A 16257-nucleotide genomic window follows, 5' to 3' on the forward strand; every position below is an offset into this window, starting at 1 on the left:
AGCGGGGCTCAGGCCTCCGCGGCGGCGTGGTGGTGGTCGAGCTCCCACGCGTGGTGCTTGAACTCGTGGCGGAAGTCGGCGTGGTCCTCCCACTGGCGGGCGATGCCGCGCAGCACGTCCCAGTTGTGCTCCACCGACTGGTCGATGACGCGGCGCATGGCCGGGTCGGCCGACTCCCGCTGCGCGATGAGGCCCTTGATGGCGGAAGCCTCCAGGACGGCGTTGCGCAGCGCGCGCAGGGCGCGGGAGGTGTCGTCCATCCCGAAGCCGTACTCGCTGCCCGTCTCCGCGTCGAACAGCGGGGTGAGCCGCGCCTCGATGAAAGCGGTGATCCGCTCGAAGTGCTGCACGTCCATCGGGGGCTCCCTCTCCTGCCGGACCACCACGTGTCCCCGGCGTCTCCACTGCTTCTGCTGATCACCGCCATTATCCAGCAGCGCCCTTCCACGCCCGGACCGGCCGGGGCGGTCCGGGTCCCGCCCGGTCCCGCGCCTCCAACTCCCCGCCCACGGCCGCGACTTTCCGATGATCTACGTTGATGGTCCGCTGCGAGGAAGGAATCCGGCCCGTGGACGACAGCTTCCGACTGACGGAGCGTTTCGAAGAGCACCGATCTCATCTGAGAGCGGTGTCCTACCGGATGCTCGGCTCGCTCAGCGAGGCCGATGACGCCGTTCAGGAGGCCTGGCTGCGCCTGAACCGCTCCGACACCACCGACGTCGAGAACCTCGGCGGGTGGCTGACCACCGTCGTGGCGCGCGTGTGCCTGAACATGCTGCGGGCGCGCGAGTCCCGCCGCGAGGACTCCCTGGAGGCGTATCCCAGCGACCCGGCAGTCAGCCGCGAGGACGCGGTCGACCCCGAGCAGGAGGCCATGCTGGCCGATTCGGTCGGGCTGGCACTGCTGGTGGTGCTCGACAAGCTGACACCGGCCGAGCGGCTCGCGTTCGTGCTGCACGACCTGTTCGCCGTGCCCTTCGAGGACATCGCCCCGTTGCTCGACCGGTCCCCGGCCGCGACCCGGCAGCTCGCGAGCCGCGCCCGCCGCCGGGTCAAGGGAGCCCCGCTGGTACCCGAAGCCGATCTGTCCCGCCAGCGCCGCGTCGTGGACGCCTTCCTCGCCGCCACCCGCGGCGGGAACTTCGACGCCCTGGTCGCGCTGCTCCATCCCGACGTGGTGCTCCGGGCCGACAAGGCCGTCGGACCCACCCCCGCTCCGCTCCTCATCAGCGGCGCGGTCACCGTCGCCCGGGGCGCGATGGCCGCGATGCAGCGGGCGCGGTCCACGCAGCCTGCCCTGCTCAACGGCGTGGCCGGTCTGGCGATGGCCCCGCTGGGACGGCTGTTCCTGGTCCTCGGCTTCACGATCGAGGACGGCCTGATCACCGAGATCGACGTGATCGCCGAACCGGAGCGCCTGCGCGAGCTCGATCTCGCCGTTCTCGACGCCTGACCCGCCCGGGGGCCCTACGGGGCGAGTACGTCCAGCTCTTCCAGGGCCCCCACGGCGATCTGCCGGGTCAGTGCCTCGGCACGCGCCGCGTCACCCTCCCGTACCGCCTCGGCCACCCGCACGTGCAGGGTGACGGCCGCCGGGTCGGGGTCGTGGAACATCACCGTGTGCTCGGTGCGGCCGGTCAGCACCTCGGCGACGACGTCTCCGAGGCGGGCGAACATCTCGTTGCCGGAGGCGTTCAGCACGACGCGGTGGAAGGCGATGTCGTGGCGCAGGTAGCCGTCGAGCTGGTGGCCGCGTGAGGTGCGGACCATGCCGAGGGCCGCTTCGGTCAGTTCGGCGCACTGCTCGGGAGTGGCCCGGGCCGCGGCGAGCCCGGCCGCGACCGGCTCGATCGCGGAACGCAGCACGGTGAGGGAGCGCAGCTGCCGGGGCCGGTCGGTGCCGGCCAGCCGCCAGCGGATGACGCGCGGGTCGTAGACGTTCCACTCCTCGGTGGGGCGCACCGTGACCCCGACCCGCCGGCGGGATTCGACCAGGCTCATCGACTCCAGTACCCGGACGACCTCGCGCACCACGGTGCGGGAGGCGTCGAAGCGCTCGGCGATCTCGTCCGTCCGCAGCACGCTGCCGGGCGGGAACTCCCCCGCCGTGATGGCGAGTCCGAGGGTGTCCAGTACGTGGGAATGGAGCCCCTGTGCCGGTCCAGGACTGCCTTCGGTGGTCATGGCGTAAGCGTACGGTGACGCCCCGGCGAACAAAAAATGTGATGTTTCTCGGCTGCCCCTTGAATAAGTACTACTTAATGCGCTTCAGTGATGCCCGCACGGACCGATGTCGACGAGGACAGCGAGGTACGACGTGAGCTCCCAGCGCGTCATTGTGGTGATGGGCGTAGCCGGTACGGGCAAGACGACCGTGGGTCGGCTGCTCGCGGAGGCCCTGGCCCTTCCGTACGCGGAGGGGGACGCGTTCCACCCCGCCGCCAATGTCGCCAAGATGTCGGCCGGCACCCCGCTGGACGACGCCGACCGGTGGCCCTGGCTCGACGCCATCGGCGACTGGATCCGCAGCCGGGCCGGACTCGGCGGGGCCGGGGGCGTGGTCGCGGCCTCGGCGCTCAAGCGTTCCTACCGCGACCGGCTGCGCACCGCGGCTCCCGAGGCGGTCTTCGTCCACCTGACCGGCGCGCGTGCACTGGTCGGGCAGCGGATGGCGGCCCGCACCGGTCACTTCATGCCCGCCGTCCTGCTGGATTCGCAGTTCGCCACCCTGGAGCCGCTCCAGGAGGACGAACTCGGCGTCGTCGTCGACGTGTCCGGATCCCCGGAAGACATCACCGAACGGGCGCTGGCCGCCCTGCGTCGGCTCCCCACACCCCAGAACTAACGAAGGAACGTCACCGTGACCGGTCTCAGTGTCGAGACACTGGCAGCGGCAGGCACCGGACCGATCACCTCGGCCGGGAACACCCAGCTGGGCATCGCCGTGCTCGCGGGCATCGCCGTCATCGTCCTGCTCATCACCCGCCTCAAGCTGCACGCCTTCCTGGCGCTGACGGTCGGTTCGCTCGCCCTCGGGGTGTTCGCGGGCGCGCCGATGGCCAAGACGATCACCAGCTTCACCGCCGGACTCGGCGCGACGGTCGCGGGCGTGGGCGTGCTCATCGCCCTCGGTGCGATCCTCGGCAAACTGCTCGCCGACTCGGGCGGCGCCGACGAGATCGTCGACACGATCCTGGCCAGGGCCAAGGGCCGGGCCATGCCGTGGGCCATGGTGCTGATCGCCTCGGTGATCGGGCTGCCGCTCTTCTTCGAGGTCGGCATCGTGCTGCTGATCCCGGTGGTGCTGCTGGTGGCCAAGCGGGGCAACTACTCGCTCATGCGGATCGGCATACCGGCGCTGGCCGGTCTGTCCGTGATGCACGGGCTCATACCCCCGCACCCCGGGCCCCTCGTCGCCATCGACGCGCTCCACGCGAACCTGGGCGTCACCCTCGCCCTCGGTGTGCTCGTGGCGATCCCGACCGTGATCATCTCCGGGCCGCTGTTCGCCCGGTACGCGGCGCGGTGGGTGGACATCCCGGCGCCGGAGCACATGATTCCGCAGCGCCCCTCGGCCGATGTGGAGCACCGCCCCCGGTTCGGGGCGACCGTCTTCACCGTGCTGCTGCCGGTGGCGCTGATGCTGGTCAAGGCCCTGGTCGACATCGTGGTCAACGACCCGGCCAACCCGGTGCAGCGCGTCACGGACGTCGCGGGCTCCCCGCTGATCGCCCTGCTCGCGGCGGTGCTGGTGGGCATGTTCACCCTCGGCCGGGCAGCCGGCTTCACCAAGGCGCGGCTGTCCACGACGGTCGAGAAGTCGCTGGCTCCGATCGCCGGCATCCTGCTGATCGTCGGAGCGGGCGGCGGCTTCAAGCAGACGCTGATCGACGTGGGCGTCGGCCAGATGATCCTGGACCTGTCGGAGAACTGGGCCATCCCCACCCTCCTGCTGGCCTGGCTGATCGCCGTGGCCATCCGCCTCGCCACGGGTTCCGCGACGGTGGCGACGATCTCCGCGGCCGGCCTGGTGGCCCCGCTCGCCGCAGGCATGTCCACCACCGAGACCGCACTGCTGGTCCTGGCCATCGGGGCGGGCTCGCTGTTCTTCAGCCACGTCAACGACGCCGGATTCTGGCTGGTCAAGGAGTACTTCGGGATGACCGTCGGCCAGACCCTGAAGACCTGGTCGGTGATGGAGACCGTCATCTCGGTGGTCGGCCTGGGCTTCATCCTGCTGCTCTCGCTGGTCCTGTAGCGCCCGACGGCCCCGGCGGCTCAGCCCGGCAGGCGCTCCTCGCCGAGCTGGGCCGCCGCCATGGTGAAGCCGTTCGCCGCGGTGGCGCAGCGGCCGGCGAGGGTCGCGACCTCGGCGCGCAGGGCGTCGTCCTGCGGGACCCGCCAGGCGGGTGCGGCCAACGTCGCACGCAGCCGCACCGTGTGGGAGCGGAGTGCGGCGGCGTGGCCGCGCAGACTGCCGGGCCGGTGCGGGTGCCGGTACGGGTCCGGTCCCATCGGCGGGACCGCCCGCAGCCGTCGGGGCGCGGGGCGCGACGGCTCCGTCACGTTCCCGGCGTCCTCTGTGTTGCCGGCCTTGCCGGCCTTGCCGGCGGGCAGACCGGGGCCGCGGTCGCAGAACGCCCGGAAGGCGGCGCCCAGTCCGAGGAGCGGCGCGGCGGGCACGGCCCTGCCGGTGGCCACCTGCCAGCCCGCGTGGTCGTTGAACGGGTTGGCGTCGGTCAGCGCGTGCCAGGCCAGGATGTCGGCGAAGGCCGGGGTCAGCAGCGAGAAGGCGTGCTCGGCGCCCCGTTCGCGCATGATGCGCCGGAACAGGCGGACGGCCTCGGCCTGTCGGCCTTCCGCGACGGCTCCGAGGACCGCCGCCGCGCCGGGATCCCTCAGGAGCTCGGGGCGACGGGCGTTCGCGACCCTGATCCGGGCTCTGAGCCCGCAGACGGCGACACTGATCGCCAGGCTCTCGCGGCCCGTCAGCGTCCCCGCCAGCCGCCCGGCCCGCGCGATGCCCCGGCCGCGCGGCGCCCAGCCGAGGCCCGCCGGGTCGGTGAGGGTCCGCAGCAGGGTGCGCCAGCCGTGCCGGCGCAGCCCTCCCCGGGTGAGAGCGGTGGCGGGGAGGCGGGCGCCGAGGGCAAGCCGGGAGGCGTAGCCGGCGGCCTCACCGACCGCGTCGGCGGCCTCGGCGAGTTCGCGGCACAGGTCGTCGAGCAGGTCGACGTCCGTGGCGTCGAGCGCGGAGGTCACGGCGTCGGGCATGGGGTCCTCGCGTGGTCAGCGGCGGTGACATCGGCTTCACCGTACGTCGCTCCCGCGGACCCCGCGCTCCGAGCGCTACGGCAGGGCGAAGGCGGCGTCCCGGAAAGCCGTACGGAGGGTGGTGTGGCGGCCGGGCGGGAGGGTCGGGAGGAGCACCGCCCAGCGGCGGCGGCCCGGCGAGACCCACAGGGCCGGTCCGGTGGCTGCCGCCGGGGCGGGGCAGGCCCAGACGCCGTGCGGGGCCGGGTGCCAGAGCAGGCCGCGGGCGGGGGTCAGTTCACCGGTGCGGATGCGCAGGGACTCGGCCGTCCAGGCGGGGGTGATGCCCGTCGGGCCGTCCGTGTCCGCCGGGGCGAGCAGGTGGCTCAGGAAGCGGACGAGGTCGGCGAGGGGCGCGTGGAGGACGCCGTCGGCGTACCGGGTGCGGGTCATGCCCAGGGGGTGCCAGACACGGGTCGCGGCGAGTTCGGCGAGGGAGCTGTCCGAGAGGTGCTCGGCGAGACGGGTGAGGGCCGCGGTCCCGTCGGCGTGGGTGAGCAAGTGGTGGGCGGTGGTGCCGACGGGGGTTCCGGCGGCAGCTTCCTCCCCGTAGGCGGCGAGCGGCGTGTGCAGCCGGAGCGCGCCCTCCTCGACGAGGCTGCCGAGGGCGGGCCAGAGGGCGAGGACGGCGGTGAGCCCGCCGACGTCGAAGACCGCGTCATCGGTGGCGTGCGAGGCGGCGTGGACGCCGTCGGGGCCGCCGACGGCCCAGACCGCCCCGGGGTCGGCGGAGCCCACGAGGGCCCGGATGTCGTCGGCCTGGTCGCTCAGGAGCGTCATGGTCGATCAGGCTAACGAGCCCGGCGCGGCTCCCCCGGCGCGTCGGCGCGGAGTCGGGACTCCCCACCCGAATGCGCCGCGGAGGGCGGGGCGCCCTGGAGCGCCCCGCCCCCGCCGGTCGTGCGGTCAGCTCTGGTCGGGACGGTCCGTCACCCGAAGGCTGTTGAGCAGGGGCTTGCCGAATCCGGTGTGCGTGACGAAGCGGACGTTGAGCACCCCGTCCGTCACCTTGACCGTGTACGTACGGGTCAGGGCCTTGTACGTACCCGCCTCCAGGGAGATGTCCAGGGAGGGCAGGACCTGCTGGCCCTCGGCCAGGACGTCGAAGACGCGCTTGTTCGGCCGGGTGGAGGAGAGCTCGGCGAAGCCCAGCTCCACGGTGTAGGTCCCGTTCGGCACGTTGTCGAAGCGGTACTCGTACATGCCCTCACGGGCGTTGCGGAACAGCCGCTGGTCGTCCGTGCCGGCGATCGTGCGGCTGGTGGACTGGACCGAGCTGCTGCCCTGGTAGCCGTAGGAGCCCGCCGTGTACTTGCGGTCCGGGGACCAGCCGTCCCCGAGGGCGTCCTTGCCGGCCTGGTCGGAGCCCGCGTCCAGGGCGACCTGGTAGCGCGGGACGACGACCTTGACCGGGACGGTCAGGACCGGGGTCCGGCCGCTGGCTGACGTGATCTTCAGGTCCGCGGTCAGGACTGACCCCGGGGTCAGTCCCGTCGTGTCCACCGCGAGGGTGAGCGGGGTCTTGGCCCCCGTGGGAAGGTTCCCGGTCCCCGGGGTGGCCGTCAGCCAGGCCGCGTCCTCGGTCACCGTGAAGGCCGTACCGAGGCCCGGGTTGGTCAGGTCCAGGGTCCGGGTCCGCTGCTGGTTCGCCGGGAGGACCACCTCCACCGCGGGCTTGGACGCCGTCACCCGGCCGGTGCGCAGGGACTGCGTCACCGTCGTGACGTCGGCCGCCTTGACGTCGACGGTCGCCTGCCCGGACTCGTACTGGGGCGCGGAGAGGGAGACGGCCCGCGAGCCGGACGGGCTCTGGACCACGTAGCCGCCGTCCGCCGCCGTGGTGGCCGACACCGCCGAGTCGCCCGTGCCGACGGTCACCGTTGCGCCCGCGACGCCGTTGCCGTCGTTGGCGTCGAGCACCCGGCCCGCCACCACACCGCTCTTGGTGGTGCGGAAGGCGATGGACAGGCCGTCCGTGATGACCGGCGTGTTGAAGGAGTACTTGAAGGCATCGGTGCCGGTGGCGTTCTCCACGCCCACCGTGGCCGTGGAGCCGCCCTTGATGCCGGTGCCGCCGGTCCCCTTGTAGGCGTAGGAGACGCTGCCGTCCTCGCCGATGGACGCCGAGAAGGAGAACTTGTCGGCCTGCGCCGACCAGTGGGACACCTCGCGCCACTCGATCACGTAGCTGCGGTGCGGGGCGGTGCCTGTGACGGCGGTGAAGACGCCGGATCCGGTGCCCGCCGCGCCGACGACCAGGTCGTCCCAGAACGGGTAGAGGGCGGCGTTCGGGGTGGCCGTGCTCGGCAGGTCGCCGTTGATGTCGCCGGTGTTGTTGCCGCCGAAGCTGACGGTGCCGTTGGTCCCGATCCAGGCCTGGCCGTACGTCTTGCCGTACAGCGGCAGCGGGAAGGGGAGGTCGACGCGCTCGGTGGTGTTGTCGCCGGTCAGCGCGAGCTGCCGGCTGCCCGCGGCGTACGGGCGGTCGTTCGCGGTGGCGCAGGCGTGGCCGTAGCCGTCGGTGCGCTCGGGCAGGTTCACCGTGACGGTGGCGTCGCCCGCGACGGTGGCCTTGGCGGTGCCGCCGGTGACGCAGCGGGAGGGGTGGGTGGCCTGCACGTCGTAGGTGCCGTGCGGCAGGGTGACCTCGAAGCGGCCCTGCGCGTCGGTGGTCGCGGTCACCGGGGTGTCCGCGATGGTGACGGAGGCGCCCGCCGCGGGTCCGGAGGCGGCGGTGACCGTGCCGCTGAGCTTGCCGGAGGCGGCCTGGACGAGGGTGAAGTCGCCGGTGGCCGTGGCGTTCTCGGTGACCGCGGCCGTCGCCGACTGCGGTCCGTAGCCGAACTTGGCGGCGGTCAGGCCGTAGTCGCCCACCGACAGCGCGGCGAACCTGTACGTGCCGTCGGCCGCGGTGGTCGTCGTACGGTCGATCGGGCCGTCGGCGGTGACCTTGACGCCCGCGACCGGCGCGCCGTCGGAGCGGACGGTGCCGGCGAGCGCGCCGATCGCGCCGCGCGGGGCGCCGTTCACGGCGGCGAGGGCGTCGAGCCTGCCCTCGCCGAAGACGTTGTTGTCGGCGGCGTTGCCGCCGCACTGGGCGCTGTCGGTGTCCTGGGCGGTGCCGTCGAGCAGCGCTTCGGTCTGCGCGATGTCGCCTTCGAGGGCGGGCGCGGCGGACCAGAGCAGTGCCACGGTGGCCGCGGTGTGCGGCGAGGCCATGGAGGTACCGGAGAAGGCCTCGTACCCGCCGCCGGGGACGGAGGAGCGCACGTTCACGCCCGGGGCAGCGATGTTCGGCTTGATGACGCCGCCGGGGCCCGCGCCGCGCGAGGAGAACGAGGCGATCGCGTTGTTGATGTCGAAGGCCCCGGAGCTGTAGGAGCTCGCGTAGTCGCCGGGCGATCCGCTGGTGGCGCAGCTGGGCCCGGAGTTGCCGTTGGAGAAGGCCGGGAAGATGCCCGCGGCGCGCCAGGTGTCGACGATCTGCTGGTACCAGTCGTCGTGCGCGGCGCTGCCCCAGGAGTTGTTCACGATGTGCGGGGCGAGGTCCGGGCGGGGGTTCTGGCCGCTCGGGTCGGTCGGGGCGACGATCCACTGGCCGGAGGCGAGCAGGGAGGCCTCGGAGCAGGAGTTCGTCTCGCAGCCCTTGGCGGCGATCCACTTGGCGCCCGGCGCGACACCGATCTTGTTGGCGCCGCCGTCGTCGCCGACCATCGTGCCCATCGTGTGGGTGCCGTGGTCGTTGTTGTCGCAGGGCGCCGCGGCGGCGCAGACCCCCGCCGGGTCGAACCAGTTGTAGGCGTGGGTGTAGGTGCCGTCCGCGTTCTTGCCGCGGTACTGGTTGTTGACGGCCGGGTGGGTGTAGTCCACCCCGCTGTCTATGTTGGCGACGACGATGCCCTCGCCGCGCACTCCGGCCTGTTCCCAGACCTGGGGGGCCTTGATGCGGTCGATGTTCCACTCGACGGCGTCGGCCGCGGCCTGCTCCCGCTTGCCCTCGGCGGGTTTGGGCAGGTCGACCTTGTCGTCGGCGTCGATCCGGGACACCTCGGGGCGCTGCGCGAGGGTGCCGGCGAGCTTCTCGCTGCCGACGACGCGGACGGCATTCACGATCCAGTACGAGGTGTACTCGGCCTTGGCGCCCTCGAGGGCCTTGATTACCTCGGCCTGGCTGCGCGCGGCGTGCTCCTTCTTGGTACGGAGCACGGTCTCGGCCTTGGCGGCGCGGGTCTGCTGCTTCGCCGCGGCGCCGAGGTCGGCGGCGCTGTCGAGGTAGACCCAGAAGACGGCCTTGTCGGAGCCGTCGAGCTGGGCGCGGAGCTTGGGCTCGATCTTGCGTTCGGCCGCGCCGGGCGCGGGGCCCGGGTCCGGGGCGGCCGCGGCGACGCCCGCGCCGAGGGGTAGGAGCAGGACCGAGGTGAGAGCGGCGAGCGCCGCGCGTAAGGATCGCCTGTTGCGTTGGACCACGTGTTGTCTCCTCGTACGCCGTGTGCAGGTTGTGCTGGAAGAGGGTGCGTGATGTGCGTGATGTGCGCGGGTCATGGTGATTGAACGACATGTCCATTACAAGAGGGCCTATTGAGCCGGGCTCCGCACCCGGCGCCCGCCCGACGCCCGCCCGACGCCCGCCCGGTGGCCCCCGGCGAGCGAGCGGGCCAGCCTTGAGTCATGACCGCTCCCGACCGGCCGGCCCGGCCCGCTGTCCCGATCGCGTCCGCACGGGGTCGCTGGATCCTGCTCACCACCGTGCTCGGGTCGAGCATGGCCCTGCTGGACTCGACGGTGGTCAATGTCGCCCTCCCGCGCATCGGAGAGGATCTCGACGCCGATCTCGCCGTCCTGCAGTGGACGGTCAACTCCTATCTGCTGACCCTGGCCGGGCTGATCCTGGTCGGCGGGGCGCTCGGCGACCGCTTCGGGCGCCGGCGGGTCTTCGTACTCGGCGTGGTGTGGTTCGCGCTGGGCTCGCTGCTGTGCGGCCTCGCGCCGAACGCCGGGGTACTGGTGGCCGCCCGGGCCCTCCAGGGCATCGGCGGGGCGCTGCTCACACCCGGTTCGCTCGCCCTGATCCAGGGCTCGATCCGGTCGGAGGACCGGGGCCGGGCGGTGGGCCTGTGGTCGGGGCTGGGCGGAGTGGGGGCGGCCGTGGGGCCGTTCCTCGGCGGCTGGCTGGTGGACGGGCCCGGCTGGCGCTGGGTGTTCCTGCTGAACGTGCCGCTGGCCGCGCTGTGCGTCCCGGTGGCGCTGCGGCACGTACCGGAATCGCGCGATCCGCAGGCGCACGGGCGGTTCGACGTGGCCGGTGCGGTGCTGGGCGCGGCGGCCCTCGCGCTGATCACCTACGCGCTGATCGAAGCGCGTTCCGGATCTCCGCTGGTCATCGCCGCGGCGGTGGGCGGCGTCGTGCTGGCCGCCGTGTTCGTGTGGGTGGAGCACCGGCGCGCCGACCCGATGGTGCCGCCGGAGATCTTCGCCTCGCGGCAGTTCACCGCCGTCAATCTGGTCACCCTGTGCGTGTACGCGGCCTTCAGCGGGTTCTTCTTCCTCGTCGTGCTCCAGCTCCAGGTGGTGTCCGGGTACTCCGCACTGGCCGCCGGGGCCGCGTTGCTGCCCACGACCCTGCTGATGCTGCTGCTGTCGGCCCGCTCCGGGGAGTTCGCGGAACGGATCGGGCCGCGCATCCCGCTCACCGTGGGGCCGCTGCTGTGCGCGGCCGGGACGCTGCTGATGCTGCGGGTGGGGCCGGACGCCTCGTACCCGGCGGACGTGCTGCCCGCGATGGTGGTGATGGGCATGGGGATGGTGACCCTGGTGGCCCCGCTGACGGCGACCGTGCTGGCCTCCGTGGACCCGGGCCGGGCGGGGCTGGCGAGCGGCATCAACAACGCCGCGGCCCGGGTGGCCGGGCTGCTCGCGGTGGCGGCGCTGCCGCTGCTGGCCGGGATGGGACCGGAGGCGTACCGCTCGGCGGAGCAGTTCGACGCGGCCTTCGGGCGGGCCATGCCCTGGTGCGCGGGGGCGCTGGTGCTCGGGGCGGCGGTGGCCTGGATGACCGTACGGACCCCCGCTCCGGGCGCGCCGCACCCGCAGTGCCGGACCCAGTGCGCGATGAGCGCCCCGCTGCCGGAACCTCCGCGAGAGGACAGCGCGTCTTGACTGAAAATTCAGTCAATGCCACAGTGCCGTCACCTCTCATCCACGCCCCTTCGGAGGTTCGTATGAACCCAAGCCGTAGAACCGTGCTGCGATCGGCGGGCGCCGGCGCCGCCGGACTGGCCCTCGGGACCCTCGCACCACCACCCGCGCAGGCCGCCACCGGCCGGATGACCGTGCCGCTCGACGACGTGCGGCACGTACGCACCTGGATGGCCTGGCCCTCCAGCCGCGCGATCTGGGGCCGCGACCTCGCCGGCGTGCAGCAGGACATCGCCCTGATCGCGCGCACCGTCGCCCGCTACGAGCCGGTGCTGATGTGCGCGGCCGACGAGAGCTCGGCGGCCACCGCCCGGGCCCGCTGCGGCTCCACCGTCACCGTCATCTCCTCGATCCCGGTCGACGACCTCTGGATGCGGGACACCGGCGCCGTCTTCCGTCGCGACGGCGCCGGGGCGGTGGACGCCATCGGCCTGAACTTCAACGGCTGGGGCGGCAAGCAGACCCACCGCAAGGACGCAAAGGTGGCCCAGCTGCTCGCCGCACACGAGTCCCTGCCCTTCACCGTCGCCGCATTCGTGGGCGAGGGCGGCGCGGTGGAGACCGACGGCGACGGGACGCTGATGGCCACCGAGAGCAGTCTGGTCAACAAGAACCGCAATCCCGGGCTGACCCGGGCCCAGGTCGAGGCCAAGGTGCTCGCCGCCTACGGCGCGGACAAGATGATCTGGGCGCCCGGGATCAAGGGGCAGGACATCACGGACGACCACATCGACGTCACCTCCCGGTTCGTGCGTCCCGGCGTGGTGATGGTCCAGGTGCCGCCCGCGGACCGCACCGACATCTGGGCGCGGGACGCCCGCGAACAACTCGCGATCCTCTCCGCGGCCACCGACGCCAAGGGCCGCCGGCTCCAGGTCATCCGGGTGGACGGCCCGCGGATCCTGCGCTCCGACAACCCCGACTTCGTGGACTCGTACCTGAACTTCCACCTCGCCAACGGCGCGGTGATCACCTCCCAGTTCGGGGACGAGGCCAGGGACGCGGGGGCCCGGCAGGCCCTGGCCGCGGCCTTCCCCGGCCGCACCGTCGTCCAGCTCGACGTGGACCGCCTGATGGCCGGCGGCGGGGGCGTCCACTGCTCGACCATGCAGCAGCCGGCCGCCCCGTGACACGACTGGCTTGAAGTTACGAAGTTACCTCGAGGTATCTAGTGACTTCACACGCACGTAGCAGTAGAACTCGTTCTCATTCAGCCGAGAGTGAGGAACGTCACATGAGTGACAATGGCGTGCCCAGAAACGGTTCCAGCGGATTCTCCCGTCGCGGATTCCTTGCGAGAACAGGTTCTATTTTGGGGGCCGTGGCCCTCTCCGCACAAGTCACCTCCGCTCATGCGGCGCAGGCCGCCACCACCGCCGCCGCCATCGACGACGGGGCCCGCGTCCCGGTCCTGGTGATCGGTACCGGATACGGCGGATCCGTCGCCGCCCTGCGCCTGGCCCAGGCCGGCATCGACGTCCACATGGTCGAGATGGGCATGGCCTGGGACACCCCCGGCAGCGACGGCAAGATCTTCGCCCACACCACCAATCCCGACTACCGTTCCTACTGGCTGCGCACCAAGACCAAGGCGCCGCTCAGCAACTTCCTCGGATTCCCGATCGACAAGGCCGTGCCCAAGTACACGGGCATCCTCGACGCCGAGGAAATGGGCGGCATCATCGTCTACCAGGGCCGCGGAGTCGGCGGCGGCTCGCTCGTCAACGGCGGCATGGCCGTCACCCCCAAGCGGGCGAACTTCAGCGCCGTCCTGCCCTCCGTGAACGCCGACGAGATGTACGACACCTACTACCCGCGCGCCAACGCCGGGCTCGGGGTGGGCCTCATCGACCCGGCCTGGTTCGACACCGTCGCCTGCTACCAGTACGCCCGCGTCGGCCGCAAGCACGCCCAGCGCTCCGGTTTCCCCTTCATCTTCGTCCCCGACGTATACGACTGGGACTACATGAAGCAGGAGGCGGCCGGCACCGTCCCCAAGTCCGCGGTGGACGGCGAGATCCTCTACGGCAACAACCACGGCAAGAAGTCGCTCCAGCAGACCTACATCGCGGCCGCCAAGGCCACCGGCAAGGTCTCCATCTCCCCCCTGCACCAGGTCACCTCGGTCGCCCCGGCCTCGGGCGGCGGCTACACCGTCACCATCAACCAGCTGACCACCGACGGCACCGTCTCGGCCACCAAGACCGTGACCTCCGACCGGGTGTTCTTCGCCGCCGGCAGCGTCGGCACCAGCAAGCTGCTCGTCAAGCTGAAGGCCACCGGCGCGCTGCCCGCCCTGAACGACGAGATCGGCAAGGGCTGGGGCGACAACGGCAACGTCATGTGCGGCCGCGCCAACCACATGTGGGACGCGACCGGCAAGGTGCAGGCCGCCATCCCCTGCGGCGGCATCGACAACTGGGACGCGGGCGGCGCGTTCGCCGAGGTGGCGCCGCTCCCGACGGGGATCGAGACGTACGCGTCCTTCTACCTCTCCATCACCAAGAACCCCCACCGCGCCCAGTTCTCCTGGAACGCGGCTGCGGGCAAGGTCGAACTCAACTGGCAGACGGCCTGGAAGCAGCCGTCCATCGACATGGCCAAGACCATCTTCGACAAGATCAACTCGAAGGAGGGGACGATCTACCGGACCGATCTCTTCGGCACCAACAAGATCTGGGGCGACCACCTCACCTACCACCCGCTCGGCGGCGCGGTACTGAACAAGGCCACCGACAACTACGGTCGCCTGCACGGCTACACCGGCCTGTACGTGATCGACGGCGCGCTGATCCCCGGCAACACCAGCGTCAACCCGTTCGTCACCATCACGGCACTCGCCGAACGGAACATCGAGAAGATCATCGCCACCGACCTGTAGCCAGGTCCGCACGCACGACAGCCGGGGCCGATCGGATGCACCGAGCGGCCCCGGACCCATGTCAGTGACCCGGCAGCATGCAGACGCTGTCGAGGCCGAGCACGTGGTTGAGCCGGCCGAACGCCAGCCAGGACCCGATGCTCATCGTCAGCTCCACGACCTCGAGCTGGCTGTAGTGCGCGGTCATCCGGTCCCAGAACTCGTCGTCGAGTCCGTGGTGGTCGAGGGTGTACCGCTCTGCGTACTCCGCCGCCAGCCGGGTGCGCTCGTCGAAGCGGTCCGTGGTGCGCCACTCGGTGACGGCGTCGGAGAACTCCTCCTCGACCTTCTCGCCCTCCCGCTCGGTACGCCAGTCCAGGCAGAAGACGCAGCCGTTGATCTGCGCGACCCGCAGCCGGGCGGCCTCGAACTCGCGCAGCCCCAGGGTGGTGTGGGCGTACACGGACAGGGAGAAGTTGGCGGCGGCCATGCCGATGCCGGGGACCAGGTCGCCCCACACGTACTCGATCGGGTGCTGGCCTTCGGGAACGTCGATCCTCATGACTGTTTCCTTCCGAGTTTGCCGATGGCGGGGCGCAGCGGGACGTCGAGGGCGTCGTAGAGCCCGGGTTCCGCCTCGGTGAGCCAGTCGATGGCGCTCACCAGGCGCCCGACGGCGGTGGCGTTGCCGCCCGCCGAGCGGTTCTCGCCCTCGTCGGTGGCCTCGATGGTGACCTCGATGCGCGGGCGGCCCTCGATGACGACCCGGTGGGCGCCGTCGCCGCCGTCGGGCGGGGTGGGCCAGTCCGGGGCGCACGAGGCGTGGATGCGGGTGACGTGCTCGATGACGATGCGGGGTTCCCCCTCGACGATGCCCTGCACCTCGAAGCGGATCGCTCCCTGGGTGCCGCCCTCGAACGCGCCCATCGTCCTGGTGGTCACGGTGGTGTCGAGGGCGCGCCGGTCCACCGTCTCGCGGATCTCGTCCAGTTCCGCCCCGAGGGCCCGGGCCATCATGCGTATCTGCCCTCCCCACACCATGGTCGGGATCGAGGGCATGAGCATCATCGGCTCGTAGTCCATGGGCTGGCCCATGCCGACGAGGTAGCGGACGGAGTCCGGCTGGTCGTAGGTGGAGTAGTCGAAGATCTCCTGACAGCGGATCACGTCGATGCGGGTGCCGAGTCCGCTGAGCAGGAGAGGCAGGACGTCGTTGCCCCAGCCGGGGTCGACGCCGGAGGCGAAGAACGAGCCGCCGCCCTCCTCTATGGCGGCCAGCACCGGATCGCGGAACTCCGGCGGTGCGCTGCGGTGGTCGTAGAGCGGGTAGAGCGCGGGGCTGACGACCACCGCGCCGGAGCGGATCGCCCGGGTGATGTCGGCGAGTGCGTCGTCGGGCCGGACGTCCCCGGACGCGGCGTACACCACGGCCTGGGGGCGGGCGGCCAGTACGGCTTCGACGTCGTCGGTGGCCTCGACCCCCAACAGGTGGTCGAGTTCGCCGAGTTCACCCGCGTCGCGGCCGACCTTGGCTGGATTGTGGACGATGACTGCGGAGAGTTTCAGCGCTGGATGGGCATCGACGGCTCGGATGGCCAAACGGCCGACGTTGCCGGTACCCCAGACAACCGTGGAAATCATGCGCGGAGGGTAGCCACAGGACCTGGACGTTTCCATAGTCGTGCGGCCGCGGTCCTGCGGCCCGGGGCCTCGCGCCCGTCGGCGTCACTGGTTCTCGGCGCCCAGGACGAAGAGGAGGTAGACGAAGAAGGCGAAGAGGTGGCCCACGAACAAGTAGGCGATCAGCCGGATCACCAGACCGCGGGGGAACTTGCTCTCGAGGCGCGTCCGCACGGAGACGGGCTTCTCTGCCTGTGACATGGGTACGGCTC

14 protein-coding genes are annotated in these 16257 nt (G+C 71.8%); 6 read left to right on the forward strand and 8 right to left on the reverse strand.

Going from position 1 to position 16257, the window contains the following annotated elements; genetic code table 11:
• Positions 1–8 precede the first annotated feature (8 nt).
• Positions 9–356: a hypothetical protein gene (locus OHA89_RS04410; protein WP_215144168.1), complete on the reverse strand. Its 348-nt coding sequence runs from the start codon at positions 354–356 to the stop codon at positions 9–11.
• Between the two features lie 182 nt (positions 357–538).
• Here OHA89_RS04410 and OHA89_RS04415 point away from each other — a divergent pair, with 182 nt between their 5' ends.
• On the forward strand, positions 539–1453 hold the full coding sequence (locus OHA89_RS04415; protein ID WP_406365330.1) for a sigma-70 family RNA polymerase sigma factor: 915 nt from the start codon (positions 539–541) through the stop codon (positions 1451–1453).
• 14 nt (positions 1454–1467) lie between these two features.
• On the opposite strand, the gene OHA89_RS04420 is transcribed toward OHA89_RS04415, so the two are convergent.
• Positions 1468–2184 carry a FadR/GntR family transcriptional regulator gene (locus tag OHA89_RS04420; RefSeq protein ID WP_406365332.1) on the reverse strand — a complete coding sequence of 239 codons (717 nt, stop codon included), beginning with the start codon at positions 2182–2184 and terminating at the stop codon, positions 1468–1470.
• 106 nt (positions 2185–2290) lie between these two features.
• On the opposite strand from OHA89_RS04420, the gene OHA89_RS04425 reads away from it, so the two are divergent.
• Together OHA89_RS04425 and OHA89_RS04430 are read left to right on the forward strand one after the other, a co-directional pair.
• Positions 2291–2845, forward strand: a complete 555-nt coding sequence (locus OHA89_RS04425; RefSeq protein ID WP_406365333.1) for a gluconokinase — start codon at positions 2291–2293, stop codon at positions 2843–2845.
• Between the two features lie 15 nt (positions 2846–2860).
• A complete protein-coding gene (locus OHA89_RS04430; protein ID WP_266612981.1) occupies positions 2861–4258 on the forward strand; it encodes a gluconate:H+ symporter in 1398 nt (465 codons plus the stop codon).
• Between the two features lie 20 nt (positions 4259–4278).
• On the opposite strand, the gene OHA89_RS04435 is transcribed toward OHA89_RS04430, so the two are convergent.
• The 3 genes from OHA89_RS04435 to OHA89_RS04445 all read right to left on the reverse strand — a co-directional run bounded on the left by OHA89_RS04435 (position 4279) and on the right by OHA89_RS04445 (position 9777).
• Positions 4279–5271: a hypothetical protein gene (locus OHA89_RS04435; RefSeq protein WP_266612982.1), complete on the reverse strand. Its 993-nt coding sequence runs from the start codon at positions 5269–5271 to the stop codon at positions 4279–4281.
• Positions 5272–5346: 75 nt separating this feature from the next.
• A complete protein-coding gene (locus OHA89_RS04440; RefSeq protein WP_257552878.1) occupies positions 5347–6090 on the reverse strand; it encodes a beta-lactamase family protein in 744 nt (247 codons plus the stop codon).
• Positions 6091–6216: 126 nt separating this feature from the next.
• Positions 6217–9777, reverse strand: a complete 3561-nt coding sequence (locus OHA89_RS04445) for a S8 family serine peptidase (protein ID WP_406365335.1) — start codon at positions 9775–9777, stop codon at positions 6217–6219.
• A gap of 201 nt (positions 9778–9978) precedes the next feature.
• On the opposite strand from OHA89_RS04445, the gene OHA89_RS04450 reads away from it, so the two are divergent.
• From OHA89_RS04450 to OHA89_RS04460, 3 genes are all read left to right on the forward strand, one after another.
• Positions 9979–11466, forward strand: a complete 1488-nt coding sequence (locus OHA89_RS04450) for an MFS transporter (RefSeq protein WP_406365336.1) — start codon at positions 9979–9981, stop codon at positions 11464–11466.
• Between the two features lie 62 nt (positions 11467–11528).
• The gene (locus OHA89_RS04455; RefSeq protein WP_266612989.1) at positions 11529–12635 is read left to right on the forward strand and encodes an agmatine/peptidylarginine deiminase; all 1107 of its coding nucleotides are present in this window, start codon (positions 11529–11531) and stop codon (positions 12633–12635) included.
• 104 nt (positions 12636–12739) lie between these two features.
• Entirely contained in the window at positions 12740–14386 is a 1647-nt protein-coding gene (locus OHA89_RS04460) for a GMC oxidoreductase (RefSeq protein WP_406365338.1), read from the forward strand.
• Between the two features lie 61 nt (positions 14387–14447).
• On the opposite strand, the gene OHA89_RS04465 is transcribed toward OHA89_RS04460, so the two are convergent.
• The 3 genes from OHA89_RS04465 to OHA89_RS04475 all read right to left on the reverse strand — a co-directional run bounded on the left by OHA89_RS04465 (position 14448) and on the right by OHA89_RS04475 (position 16246).
• On the reverse strand, positions 14448–14927 hold the full coding sequence (locus OHA89_RS04465) for a carboxymuconolactone decarboxylase family protein (RefSeq protein WP_406365339.1): 480 nt from the start codon (positions 14925–14927) through the stop codon (positions 14448–14450).
• Complete coding sequence (locus tag OHA89_RS04470; RefSeq protein ID WP_406365340.1) at positions 14924–16006, reverse strand: dihydrodipicolinate reductase; 1083 nt, start codon at positions 16004–16006, stop codon at positions 14924–14926. Before OHA89_RS04470 ends, OHA89_RS04465 begins: the two co-directional genes overlap by 4 nt.
• An 84-nt stretch (positions 16007–16090) precedes the next feature.
• Positions 16091–16246: a DUF6126 family protein gene (locus OHA89_RS04475; protein WP_257552883.1), complete on the reverse strand. Its 156-nt coding sequence runs from the start codon at positions 16244–16246 to the stop codon at positions 16091–16093.
• Positions 16247–16257: the final 11 nt, after the last annotated feature.

This window comes from Streptomyces sp. NBC_01546 (genome assembly GCF_045208355.1).
Lineage (GTDB): Bacteria > Actinomycetota > Actinomycetes > Streptomycetales > Streptomycetaceae > Streptomyces.

Coding starts and splice junctions, on each gene's coding strand:
- OHA89_RS04470 (WP_406365340.1), bottom strand. CDS start 16,006: ATGATTTCCACGGTTGTCTGGGGTACCGGCAACGTCGGCCGTTTGGCC.
- OHA89_RS04425 (WP_406365333.1), top strand. CDS start 2,291: ATGTCGACGAGGACAGCGAGGTACGACGTGAGCTCCCAGCGCGTCATT.
- OHA89_RS04440 (WP_257552878.1), bottom strand. CDS start 6,090: ATGACGCTCCTGAGCGACCAGGCCGACGACATCCGGGCCCTCGTGGGC.
- OHA89_RS04410 (WP_215144168.1), bottom strand. CDS start 356: ATGGACGTGCAGCACTTCGAGCGGATCACCGCTTTCATCGAGGCGCGG.
- OHA89_RS04465 (WP_406365339.1), bottom strand. CDS start 14,927: ATGAGGATCGACGTTCCCGAAGGCCAGCACCCGATCGAGTACGTGTGG.
- OHA89_RS04435 (WP_266612982.1), bottom strand. CDS start 5,271: ATGCCCGACGCCGTGACCTCCGCGCTCGACGCCACGGACGTCGACCTG.
- OHA89_RS04455 (WP_266612989.1), top strand. CDS start 11,529: ATGAACCCAAGCCGTAGAACCGTGCTGCGATCGGCGGGCGCCGGCGCC.
- OHA89_RS04450 (WP_406365336.1), top strand. CDS start 9,979: ATGACCGCTCCCGACCGGCCGGCCCGGCCCGCTGTCCCGATCGCGTCC.
- OHA89_RS04460 (WP_406365338.1), top strand. CDS start 12,740: ATGAGTGACAATGGCGTGCCCAGAAACGGTTCCAGCGGATTCTCCCGT.
- OHA89_RS04415 (WP_406365330.1), top strand. CDS start 539: ATGGTCCGCTGCGAGGAAGGAATCCGGCCCGTGGACGACAGCTTCCGA.
- OHA89_RS04420 (WP_406365332.1), bottom strand. CDS start 2,184: ATGACCACCGAAGGCAGTCCTGGACCGGCACAGGGGCTCCATTCCCAC.
- OHA89_RS04475 (WP_257552883.1), bottom strand. CDS start 16,246: ATGTCACAGGCAGAGAAGCCCGTCTCCGTGCGGACGCGCCTCGAGAGC.